This is a genomic window from Paenibacillus melissococcoides, from assembly GCA_944800085.1.
GTDB classification, from domain to species: Bacteria; Bacillota; Bacilli; order Paenibacillales; family Paenibacillaceae; genus Paenibacillus_B; species Paenibacillus_B melissococcoides.
The window spans coordinates 196,294-208,453 of record CALYLO010000012.1; the positions used below are offsets into that span (position 1 = coordinate 196,294).

Sequence of the window (12,160 nt, forward strand, 5' to 3'; positions counted from 1 at the left end):
CATGGATACGCCACATGTTCAATTGCTGCATTTGGCCGATCTCGCACTGCTGGCGCCTGAGCTTACGCTAGTCATTGCGGCCATTGTCATCTCGCTCATTGACCTGGCTCTTCCCCGCCGCATCCATCGCGACGTCATGGGCGTGCTCTCGCTGCTGGCCGTTGCCGTGTCGCTTGGGTTCGTCCTGCTTAAGCTTTATCAGCGGGCGAAGCTGACGGCCGAGACTGCGCAGGCGGTGCAACTGCTCGAACACAGCTATCGCATCGACGGCTTCGCCCTGATCGTGAAGGCCATCATTCTGATTGGCGTCGGCTTCGTCATCATGATGAGTCTCGGCAATCTGCGCAAGGAAGAGCTGCCGAATCGGGGAGAGTATTACTATTTGCTGCTTCCGGCCGCCATCGGAGGCATGATGATGGCTTCCTCCGGCGACCTGCTGACTCTTTATGTCGGCTTGGAGCTGCTCAGCATCACATCGTATATTTTAGTGGCGATGAAAAAGAACGACAGCAAATCAACGGAGAGCGCGTTCAAGTATACGGTGCTCGGAAGCGTCGCTTCGGCCTTTATTTTATATGGAATGTCCTTTCTGTACGGAATCAGCGGAAGCACGGCCTTCAATGGAATCGCCCATGCCTTGGCTGATCGCACCGCCGGGTTCGAGCCGCTCATTTATGTCAGCTTCATCCTGATGATTGTCGGCTTCGGCTTCAAAATCGCGGCGGCTCCGTTCCACGCCTGGGCCCCGGATGTGTATCAGGGGGCGCCGACGCCGATATCCGCCTTTCTGGGCGTCGTGTCCAAGGGGGCAACGCTGGCTGTCGTGTTCCGCATATTCTATAGCATGTATCTCGGTCTGGGCCGGGATATGGCCATCTATTCAGACCTGTCGACGATCTTGCTGTCCATCGCAGCCTTGTCCATGATTGTCGGTACGACGATGGCGCTTCGCCAGGCCAACGTGAAGCGGCTGCTTGCCTTGTCCGGAATCGCGAACGCGGGCTACCTGCTGGTTCCGATCAGTCTGAATTTGTTCGGCCAGCATCTGCACGCGTCGAACTTCGCGGAATTCATTTATTATCTTATCGCTTATCTGTTCATGACCTTCGGGGGTTTTGCCGTTCATATGGTTGTCGAACGGTCCTCCGGCCACGATCAACTAAGCGGCTATGCGGGCCTTTACTATCGTTCGCCATGGCTGGCCGTCGCGATGACGGTGATGGTCTTGTCGCTGGCCGGCATTCCGGTTACCGCGGGCTTCTTCGGGAAGCTGTTCATTATTCTCGGAGCGATTGCATCGCGCACGCTCTGGATCGCCATCGTCATGATGGTCACGAGCGTTGTCTCCTTCTACTTCTACTTCGGCTTTATTCGCCAGATGTATATGCGCGGGGATAATGAGGAGGCAGTGCGCATACCATGGACGCAAGGTCTCGTCATCGTGGTCTGCGTGCTCGCGATTGTCGGGCTTGGGGCATTCCCGAATCCGGTCATCCATGCGCTGAGCCGGGTATTCTCCATCGGGGCCGATTTGCTGGTGAGATAAAAAAATGAGTCATTAGGGCTCCTGAACCTGGGCACCAGGTTCAGGGGCTTTTTTGGGTGTTTTGGGTATTATAGAATTTTTTTTTGGAGCATCATCGCCTTCTGAGGGTATCGTCGCGTTCTGAGGGCATCGGTTCCTCCTCGGGCTTGAACGTGTGGAGGGAATTGCTGCTATTTTACAGGAATTTCGTTTCAATGAGTCCGCATCCCGAGGAAATGCTGCAAATCTACATCATTTTAGGCCCTTGTGCTCCAAGCCGGAGCGAAACGGGTGAAATTGCTGCTGTTTTGCAGGATTCCCTTTTTGCTGAAGTCGTGCCTATCGAATTGCTGTATTTAGGCAGGATTTTGCTTACCGAATCGACGTGTCTGAAGAAATCGTGCAGTCTTCAGGCCGCGGGCCCCCCTTTTTTTACGAAGGGGTGGGGATTGTCCAATTTCCTAAGCAAAACTTGACACTCCGAGCGTTTTAAATCCATTTCTTTCTATTGAGAGACAAGTCCTAATGAAGTTTCGAAAAATCCCTTGGGCTTTCTTATTTTAGGTAGGGGGGCCGGGGAAGGCAGAACAGGTTAAGTAAGGGCTAGTGGGTCCGTGCAACGAAGCAGGCTGATCCGGCATGAAGCAAGTTAGTCCACGCATGAAATTGCCGTACAGGCGAAGTTTTTTTATTTTTATCCGGGAGGCGGGGAACGGGGGGGGAGTTTTCCACCCAAAAACAATGGTGAAGAGGCGGGCTTTGCGAGCCCGTTGATGCGGGAATTTGTCGATAATAGGTCCAGGGAACTATATTGGCTCTAAATAAAGGATTGTCCCTTCTATGTGACGAATCTTATATATCTTACGACGCCTTGTGCAGTCATTCGGCATCCCTTACAATAGCAATGGGCTCCATGGCGAATGGCATGACGGACAGGAATGTCCTGTCAACAAGCAAGGTTTACCGATTGACAGCAGGGTGACGGTCTGGTTTAATCATCCTCTGAATGATGCGCGATGCCCGTGCATAACCTGAATGATTGGAATGGGATGAAAGCTATGAAGACACGATGGCGAACAGCCGTCGGATCGATGTTGGTTGCAGCCCTAGCCTTGCTTGTCCTGGTGAACTCCTTGACTCCGCTGCAGACTGAGATTCGTCATCTGCGGCCGGTCGACTGGGCGGGGAAGGACGGCAATCTTCTCTCCTTAAGCGAGATGCGGCGGGAAAGCGCCGCGAAGGAAGAGGCAGCCGGCACCTGGATTCTAAAATGGAAAAATGGACATCACGATGAACGGCTGCTGGCGAACAGCGAAATCGTAAGCGAGCAGCAGGCGGTGAATATCTCGATCGTCAAGCCGCAGCAGGCGGACGCCGCCGGGGAATGGCTGGAGACGCTGAGAGAGTCGGATCATGTTGAATATGTTCAACCGAATCAGTCTGTCCGGACGCTGAACGCGAGCGTCAAGCCCAATGATCCGCTTTATTCCCAGCAGAGCTATTTGCGGCAGATCGGTGCGGATAAGGCCTGGGCGCAGGTCAAGGGCAACTCGAACCTTACGATCGCGCTGGTGGATACCGGAGTGGATCTGAACCACCCTGATCTGAAGCCGAACCTCGTCAAAGGCACGAACCTGCTGGAAGCGGGTCTGCCTCAGGACGATAACGGCCACGGCACCAGCGTGGCGGGCGTGCTGGCCTCCGTCGGCAATAACGGCAAGGGCACCGCGGGGGTGCTGTGGAACGCGAAGATTATGCCCATCAAGGCATTGGATGCGCAAGGCTACGGGGACGAAGACAAGTTGGGCGCAGGCATATTGTACGCGGTCGATCACGGAGCCAAAATTGTTGTCATGTCAGTAGGACTGTATCGTTATTCGAAATATATGGAAGATATCGTAAATTACGCCGAGAAAAAGGGCGTGCTGCTCGTCGCGGCCACGGGCAATGACGGCATGCGCTACCAGGAAAAGGTCGAGGTCAAATATCCGGCAGCTTATCCGACTGTGCTGGCTGTCGGGGGAAGCACGCCCGATCTGCTGGTAGAGCCGCGTTCGAACACGGGGCCGGAGGTCGATCTGGTTGCTCCGTGGCATGTCTATACGACAGCGCTCGGCGGCGGCTACAAGGCGGAAGAAGGAACCTCGATGTCTGCGCCGCAAGCGGCCGGGGCGGCCGCCCTGCTGTGGAGCAAATATCCCGGGCTGAAGCCACACCAGATTCGGGAGCATCTCCGCCGCACCGCGCAGAATATCAAATCGCTAGGCTGGGATCGGGAGAGCGGGTACGGGCTGCTGCGCGTCGACGAGGCGCTTCGGATTTCTTACGATGAGCAAGCATTCGGCACGAATACGACTCGTGGCACCGCGCGCGTGTTCCCTATCGACACATCGCTTAGCGGCGTATTCGCCCCGAATAAGCGGACCCAATGGTTCGCGGTCGATGCCCCTTACGAAGGCACCCTCCAGCTCTCGCTGGAACGGATCCAAGGGAAGGGAACCGTTCAGGCGGCACATTATGTTGGGAAGCAGAGCACAGGCAAGACGTACAGCGACGCAGGCGGCAAGAAGACCCTGATTCCGGTGAAGCAGGGCCTGAATATGATCCGTCTCCAGCATCAAGGATATGAGGGGAAGGAGACGCTGTCCTATAAGCTGTCGTCCCGGTTTTTCATCTACGAGGATCCGTTCGAATCCAATGACCTGCAGTACCAGGCCTACACGATTCCGGCGCGGACGCAGGATATTGTCGGCACGTTCGGACATACGGGCGATGTCGACTGGTATATGATTCAACTGCCGCGCAAAGGCACGCTGCGCCTCAAGGTCAGCGTGGATACGGTGCGGATCGATCCGGCGCTGGAGGTGCGCGGCTCGCATATTCGCACGCAATGGATCGACGAAGAGAAGGAGGGGCGGTCTGAATCGGCCGTGCTGACCGATCTTCCCGCGGGGAAATATTACATTCAAGTGCAGAATGTCGTCACGGCGAATCCGGAACCGGTCGCGGGCGAGTATAAGCTGCATGTCGAATATATTACGCAATACACCGATCCGAATGAACCGAACGACAAGATGTATGAAGCGGTCACGATGAGCGAAGGCGCCGAATATGTCGGCGTGTTCGACAAAGACAGCGATGTGGACTGGTTCCAATTCACGGTCAGGAATCCGGTCTATGGCACGGTGACCTTGAAGAATCTCCCGTCGGACCGGAACGTCGGCATGACGGTGATGACGAAGGAGCAGAAGAAGCTCGCCGGCGCGCAGAGCGGCGCCAAGCTCGAGCAGATAGCGGCGGGCGCTGCGCTGGAGCCGGGAACGTATTATGTCCGCCTGACGACGGACAAGAAGTTCGATACGAAATATTACCGGTTGTCCTTCAACACCGAGCCGTTGGTTGAAGGCTTCCGCGATATCGGCGGCCACTGGGCTCAGGAGGCCATTGTGAAGGCCGTCCGATCCAAGTGGATCAAGGGCTATGATGAGGCGCTGTTCCGGCCGAACCGGCAGATTACCCGGGCCGAAGCGGCAACCGTATTGACCAAAGCCTTCGAGCTGGGCGGAAGCATTCAGGGAGCTCCAACCTTCACGGACGTTCCGGCGAAGCATTGGGCTTACGCCGATGTCTCCCGGGTCGCGAAGGCGGGTATCACCGGCGGCATCGGCAACCGTCGCTTCGGTCCGGCTCTGCCGGTCAAGCGGGCGGAGATGGCCGTCATGATGGGAAAGGCGCTCGGTATTCAGCCGGAGCGCCCGTCGGAGGCTCCGTTCCGAGACGTGCCCGTGAACCATTGGGCCGCCCCGATGCTGTCCGCTATGAAGGAGGAGGGCCTCATCCAGGGGATGGACGAGGATCTCTTCGCCCCGGATCGGCAGGCGACCCGGGCGGAATTCGTGTCGATGCTCGCCGGGCTGCGGTAAGCAGGACGTTTTGAACAACCTCTATAGAAGGAGGGTGGGTTATGGACAATTCATGGTCGAACCTATCGGCAGCCGTAGGTTGGGGCGGAGTGGTGAACATGCTCGTCACGCTGCTGTGCATCGGCGTTGCCTGGTGGTCGCTGCAGCATGTCAAGCTCGATCTGTTCATCTGCCATCCGCAGAGCCCGCAGGGCAAAATGCTGCACTTGCTCCTGGCGATTATCGTCGGGCGCGCAGTGGCCGGGTTCTTCATCGATTATTGGGGCTGGACACAGTCCGTGCGTTATTTGTTTGGAGCGTAGCGATTGTGGTTAAGAGGAAATGAAAAACATTCACCGCAGGCCGGCAGCCGTCGCCGCCGCCCTGCCGATTGGCAGAGTACGGGGGGACGGCCGGCGGTTTCGGTGCTTGTCGAATAACATCGAATAAAGATGTCAACAATGGGAGTAGCCCCAAGTAAATTGTGGAAGGGTATGTCGAAAAATATCGCTTGTCGCCCTCGTTAGGCGGTGGTATGATGAGGGTTGGGCAAGAGAGAGACCTACCATCTTGTACAGTGATGTGAGGATGGGGCGAAAAAAGGCGCGGAGGGAAACATGATGAGCAAATTTATCGTCCGCGGAGGCAAACGATTGACGGGAACCGTCCGCGTAAGCGGTGCAAAGAATTCGGTGCTGCCGATCATCGCTGCTTCGTTATTGGGAGAGCATGGCGTAAGTGTAATATGTGACGCGCCTCCACTCGACGATGTCAAGACGATACACCATGTGTTGGAGAAGCTGGGAGCCAACCTTACATATTCCAATGAAACCATTCGCGTAAACGCAGAGCATCTTCACTCGTATGAAGCTCCGTATGAGCTGGTGCGCAAAATGCGGGCATCGTTCCTCGTGATGGGCCCATTGCTGGCCCGCCCGGGTCAGGCACGGATCTCCTTGCCTGGTGGCTGTGCGATTGGAACGCGGCCTATCGATCAGCATCTGAAGGGCTTCGAAGCGATGGGTGCGCAGATTGGATTGGGTCAGGGCTATATTGAAGCGAAAGTGAACGGCCGGCTGAAGGGCGCCAAGATCTATTTGGACGTGGCGAGTGTCGGCGCGACTGAAAATATAATGATGGCGGCAACGCTAGCCGAAGGCACGACGACGATTGAAAATGCGGCCCGCGAGCCGGAAATCGTCGATCTGGCCAACTATTTGAACAAGATGGGCGCCAAAGTGCGGGGCGCGGGCACCGGAGTCATTCGCATCGAAGGTGTAGAGCAGTTGCACGGGGCCGAGCATACGGTCATCCCGGATCGAATCGAGGCCGGCACCTATATGGTGGCCGCGGCGATGACCGGCGGGGATGTCTACGTTGAGGGAGCCATTGCGGACCATCTCGGTCCAGTCATTGCGAAGATGGAAGAGATGGGCGTACAGATCGAACCGGACGAGAATGGAATCCGGGTTCGGGCCGATCGGCCGCTCAAGGCCGTAGACGTGAAGACGCTGCCTTATCCGGGCTTCCCTACGGATATGCAATCGCAGATGATGGCGCTTCTGCTCGTGGCGGAAGGCACCTCCGTCGTCACGGAGACGGTATTTGAGAACCGCTTTATGCATGTCGATGAGTTCAATCTGATGTCGGCCAATATTAAGGTTGATGGACGCACCGCCGTCGTCACGGGAGGCGCCAAGCTTGTCGGGGCGAAGGTGTGCGCGACGGACCTGCGCGCAGGCGCGGCCTTAATCTGTGCCGGACTGGTGGCGGAAGGAACGACCGAGGTGAGCGGTGTTCAACATATCGACCGCGGCTATGTCAATATCACGGAGAAGCTGTCCTCGCTCGGAGCCGATATCTATCGCGTCTCGATCGACGAGCAGGCGCAGGAAGCGAAGGAAGAACAGGATATTCCGTTGTTCAGCGCGCAGCCGACCTGGGCGTAGATTTCGCTTCGCTCTCTTGGCGGTGACGGTTTGAATAAATGGATACGGTCTGGATTCGTCCGTTCGAAGATCCGGATGCGGCGGATCCAGTTTTTATGAAGCAAGAGGGGGCTGTCCCATCCGTAGGTTTTTAGCTATGGTGAGACAGCTCCCTTTTTTCTACAGCTCGACTTGCCGATAAAACCGCGAAAATGCAGTTTTTCCAGGTGACGTTTACTCTGGTACCGTAATTCCTGCAGAACGGCATGAATTTCAGCCACGTCAATGGATTGAAAGCACAAATCGGCGAAAAGGATGTACATTTGCAGGAATTTCATCTGATAGCGGATGGTAGCGTGTGAATTCCTGTAAAACGCAGGATTCGCTGCCTCCTCCTGTTCCCCTCACTGTCTTCCGGCCGCCATCATGGCGAGCATCCACCATCCGGCTCCACAGGCAATCGTCGCAAACAGCGTCGTCATGTATTTGGTCATGGCGGGAAGCTGCGTCCGGAAGAGGGCGAAGTTCGCTAGCGCCGCGATTGCGGCGAGGGCTCCGCCGACTGCTCCGCCCACGAAGATGAGCGCGAGCGGCAAGGCGCACCATAGCTTGACATGCCACGGCAAAGGCTCCGCCAATTCAATGACGTTCCCCTTCCAATCTGCTGCGGAAACCTTCGATTTCTTGAGCAGTCTTCCGTATCTAATATCGACTGCCGACAGTCGAAATTGAATACCGGAAACGGAAAATTCTATATATCCGGTTAGCCTGCGGCAGCGTCCACGGCCCGGCGGAGGAGAGAGCTTGTCAGATTCCGGTTCTTTCGTCTCTCAAAAAAGCATAGGATGGAAGTAGATTACCCCCTTCCCTCTATATCCGGTTCATAGAAAGAGGGAGCCATCGGGAGGATAAGGAGAGAGAAGCGATGACGATGCTGCCGACACGGATATCCGCCAAGCGATGGAAGGGCGGTCCAGGGGCAAGACGATCGTCCCGGCGGAACGACATGCTGGGACGAGCCATCCTATGGGCGGCGGGCCTGATGGCGCTGGCGGTGCTGCTGCCGTTCGGGCTGGTAGACCGGCTGGCGGAGCGGCCGCCCGCTACGGAGACCGGACCCGGCCCGGCGCCGCCTATGACGGGCACCCCCGAGGGCGGGACGGAAGTGCGCGTCTATCTGGCGAAGGCGCGCAAGATAGAGAGCGTCCCGCTGGAGCACTACGTGCGCGGCGTCCTGGCGGCCGAGATGCCGGCCGACTTCGAGCTGGAGGCGCTGAAGGCGCAGGCGATCGCCGCCCGCACGTATATCGTGCGCCGCCTTCGTTCGGGCGACACTGCCGGCGTCCCGGAAGGGGCTGACGTGACGGATACCGTCGCCCATCAGGCTTATATCCCGCTGGATGAGCTGGCGAAGCGGCCGGAGCGCACGATCGCGAAGCTCAACCAGGCCGTCAATGAGACGCGGGATCAAGTGATTACCTATCAAGGCGAGCCGATTATGGCCGCATTCTTCTCGACGAGCAACGGGTATACCGAGAATGCCGAAGACTATTGGAAGAATCCGGTTCCCTATTTGAAGAGTGTGCCCAGCCCTTGGGATCAGAACGAGTCTCCCCGATACGCCGAGACGGCGGAGCTGCCGCTGAACGAAGTCCTCGACAAGCTTGGCCTGACTCCTGCCGCGGTGCCGGGTCTCGCGCAAGCCCCGCGGCAGGACGGAACGGAAAGTTCGTCCTCGGGCACAGCGGCTGGCGGCGGGCTGGCAGCGGATGTGCGCATCCTGTCCCGAACGGCGGGGAAGCGGGTGGAGGAGGTTCAATTCGGATCGAAGCGCTTCAGCGGCAGGGATATCCGGGAGAAGCTGAATCTGCGTTCGAGCGCGTTCGATTGGGAGCGGGACGGCGACAAGCTGCGCATCACGACATACGGTTACGGCCACGGTGTCGGCATGAGCCAGTATGGGGCGCAGGGGATGGCGAAGCAAGGAGCGGGGGCCGAGCGGATCTTGACCTACTATTATACAGGGGTCCAGTTGGACAAAGCTTCGAAGTTACTAACGGCGGCCGACCGGCCTTCCTCGTAAGAGAACTATGAATCTAAAAAATTAGCAAACTTCCACGTATAAAAGCGATAGCCCCGGTAACAATGGTTACTGAGGTGATCACAAATGAGTGAACAAAACCAAAACAACTCGAAAAACAAATCCGCAACCAGTTCATCGGCTAACAATGCAGCGAACACGCCGGAAGCTTCCAAACCAATGCAGGGAGCCCAGGCGGTTCACACTTCCACATGGAGAAAGCTGTTGTCCAAGCGATGGGTCTTTCCTGCTTTGTACATGGCCGCAGCAGCAATCATCCTAACGTTAGTGTGGGTCTACCAGGATATGAACCGGCCGCTCGACCCGAACGCGGAGACGGCGCAGGTCGATCACACGGTGGTAGATTCCGGAACACAGGTGGAGGGAACGGTCAACGAAGACGCGGTCGAAGTGGTCGCATCCAACGAGACGTTGGGTTGGCCGGTGAAAGACGCGCAGGAAGTAGACGTCGTCATGTCCTTCTATGACGAGACGGCCAGCAAGGAAGAGCAAGCGGCGGCGCTGATAGAGTTCGAACAGACCTTCACGCCGAATGTAGGGATCGACCTGGCCCGCAAAGATCAGAAATCGTTCGACGTCCTGTCTGCAATGAGCGGTAAAGTCATCCGTGCGGAGCAGCACCCGAAAAACGGCTTCGTGGTGGAAGTGGATCACGGCGGCGGCATGAAGACGGTCTATCAAAGTCTGGCGGATGTCAAAGTCGCCAAAGGCGATACGGTCAAGAAGGGCGACACGCTCGGCACGGCCGGACGCAGCGAGCTGGAGAAGGCATTGGGCGTGCACGTGCACTTTGAAGTGTACGACAATAACAAGCCGGTCAATCCGACGAGCCTGCTGGCCAAAAACTAATCTTCTCCACTCTCCGGAGGAAGGCGGAAGCGAACATGCTTCCGCCTTTTGCCGTTCCAGGGGATGGAGTGGGACAGCCTGGATTAAATTTTTTTCAGATGGTTCTATTCGGGTGGACAGCCTTCCCGCGATCGTTCTTGTACGGTATCCGGCTCAGAATTTTTCCGCATCGCAGCGCCGTTTTTGCACAGGACAAGCGCTCAGGTTCCGCCCCCGCCGCCCAAGTCCCTCTTCCCCGTCTTGTCAAATTTATTGGTTAAGCCGGGCTTGTCAGGCTGTCCAACAACGCATAAGTGTGCGGCCCACTCATATAATGTACCAATTAAACCGAGTAGAGGGAGGCGGGAACGTGCACGATTACATCAAGGAACGGACCATAAAAATCGGCCGCTGCATCGTCGAGACCAAGCATACGGTTCGCACTATCGCCAAAGAGTTCGGCGTATCCAAGAGCACGGTACACAAAGATTTGACCGAACGGCTGCCCGAGATTAATCCCGATTTGGCGGACCAGGTGAAGCACATTCTCGAGTACCATAAATCTGTGCGCCATCTGCGGGGAGGGGAAGCGACCAAAATCAAATACAAGAAATCGAGCTCAAAAAAACGTGAAGTGATGACGGCAGGCAAGTCGTAGCCGGCAGTTCGGAACAAGCGAATCGCCGCCGGATCGTACCGTCTCCTGCTTTGTTCCGAATAAGACGGATCCTCCTTCATTCTTTCATTGAATCCAGCGCTATTAGTATGATATGGTAAACGATGAGTAAATATTATGCAGGAATCGGTCGGATTTCATCGAAAATCAGTTGAAAAATGAATGTGGAGGCTCTTGAACTTATGCTAAGCAAGGATATCGGAATCGACTTAGGAACGGCGAACGTTCTCATCCATATCAAGGGGAAGGGGGTTGTGCTCGACGAGCCGGCCGTGGTGGCGATTGAGAGCGATGCCAAGCGAGTGCTTGCCGTTGGGGAAGAAGCGAGAAGAATGGTTGGACGGACTCCGGGCAATATTGTGCCGATCCGTCCCTTGAAGGACGGCGTCATTGCCGATTTTGAAATTACGGAAACGATGCTGAAGCATTTCATCTCACGCGTCGGCGGCCGCAAATGGTACTCGCATCCACGGATTCTGATTTGCGCCCCGACGAACATTACCTCTGTAGAGCAGAAAGCGATCCGCGAAGCGGCCGAGCGGAGCGGCGCGAAGGAAGTATTTTTGGAAGAGGAGCCGAAGGCGGCGGCGATTGGCGCAGGCATGGATATATTCCAGCCGAGCGGCAATATGGTCGTCGACATCGGTGGCGGAACGACGGACGTGGCCGTGTTGTCCATGGGGGATGTCGTGACCGCCTCTTCTATTAAAGTCGCGGGGGACAAGTTCGATGACGCGATTATGCGCTATATCAAGCAGAAGTACAAGCTGCTGATCGGGGAGCGCACCTCCGAAGATATTAAGGTGAACATCGGTACGGTCCGCCCGTCGGGATCCGGCCATGAGCGCGAGATGGATATCCGGGGCCGCGATATGGTATCCGGCCTGCCCTATACGGTGACGATCACGTCGAACGAAGTGCGTGAAGCCTTATGGGATCCGATCTCCTCCATCGTGGCAGCCGCCAAATCGGTATTGGAACGGACACCGCCGGAATTGTCGGCGGATATTATCGATCGCGGAGTGATATTGACCGGGGGAGGCGCGCTGATGGACGGATTGGACGAGCTGTTGGCCGAGGAGCTGAAGGTTCCGGTGCTGATCGCGGAGGATCCGATGCATTGCGTCGTCAAGGGAACGGGCATGATGCTCGATAATTTGGATAAAGTCATTAAGAAACGGTTCGTATAATCCGATATAC

Annotated in this window: 9 protein-coding genes; 8 read left to right on the forward strand and 1 reads right to left on the reverse strand. The window is 56.5% G+C overall.

Annotated features, from left to right (window positions below):
- Position 1: 1 nt before the first annotated feature.
- The 4 genes from OCY70_RS29705 (at position 2) to murA (ending at position 7,376) form a co-directional block, all read left to right on the forward strand.
- On the forward strand, positions 2-1,546 hold the full coding sequence (locus tag OCY70_RS29705; protein WP_213427486.1) for an NADH-quinone oxidoreductase subunit N: 1,545 nt from the start codon (positions 2-4) through the stop codon (positions 1,544-1,546).
- A 1,037-nt stretch (positions 1,547-2,583) separates the two neighbouring features.
- Positions 2,584-5,448 (forward strand): S8 family serine peptidase, encoded by a 2,865-nt coding sequence (locus tag OCY70_RS29710; RefSeq protein ID WP_213427487.1) that lies wholly within the window; start codon positions 2,584-2,586, stop codon positions 5,446-5,448.
- Positions 5,449-5,489: 41 nt separating this feature from the next.
- A complete protein-coding gene (locus tag OCY70_RS29715) occupies positions 5,490-5,750 on the forward strand; it encodes a DUF1146 family protein (protein ID WP_213427488.1) in 261 nt (86 codons plus the stop codon).
- 297 nt (positions 5,751-6,047) lie between these two features.
- A complete protein-coding gene (gene murA / locus OCY70_RS29720; RefSeq protein WP_213427522.1) occupies positions 6,048-7,376 on the forward strand; it encodes a UDP-N-acetylglucosamine 1-carboxyvinyltransferase in 1,329 nt (442 codons plus the stop codon).
- Between the two features lie 383 nt (positions 7,377-7,759).
- On the opposite strand, the gene OCY70_RS29725 is transcribed toward murA, so the two are convergent.
- Positions 7,760-7,993, reverse strand: coding sequence for a hypothetical protein (locus OCY70_RS29725; protein WP_213427489.1), 234 nt, complete (start codon positions 7,991-7,993; stop codon positions 7,760-7,762).
- A gap of 287 nt (positions 7,994-8,280) precedes the next feature.
- Here OCY70_RS29725 and spoIID point away from each other — a divergent pair, with 287 nt between their 5' ends.
- The 4 genes from spoIID to mreB all read left to right on the forward strand — a co-directional run bounded on the left by spoIID (position 8,281) and on the right by mreB (position 12,150).
- Positions 8,281-9,438, forward strand: coding sequence for a stage II sporulation protein D (gene spoIID / locus OCY70_RS29730; RefSeq protein WP_213427490.1), 1,158 nt, complete (start codon positions 8,281-8,283; stop codon positions 9,436-9,438).
- 84 nt (positions 9,439-9,522) lie between these two features.
- Entirely contained in the window at positions 9,523-10,305 is a 783-nt protein-coding gene (locus tag OCY70_RS29735; protein ID WP_213427491.1) for a M23 family metallopeptidase, read from the forward strand.
- A 349-nt stretch (positions 10,306-10,654) separates the two neighbouring features.
- Positions 10,655-10,942: a sporulation transcriptional regulator SpoIIID gene (gene spoIIID / locus OCY70_RS29740; RefSeq protein ID WP_006674820.1), complete on the forward strand. Its 288-nt coding sequence runs from the start codon at positions 10,655-10,657 to the stop codon at positions 10,940-10,942.
- A gap of 200 nt (positions 10,943-11,142) precedes the next feature.
- Complete coding sequence (mreB, locus tag OCY70_RS29745; RefSeq protein WP_168179149.1) at positions 11,143-12,150, forward strand: rod shape-determining protein; 1,008 nt, start codon at positions 11,143-11,145, stop codon at positions 12,148-12,150.
- Positions 12,151-12,160: the final 10 nt, after the last annotated feature.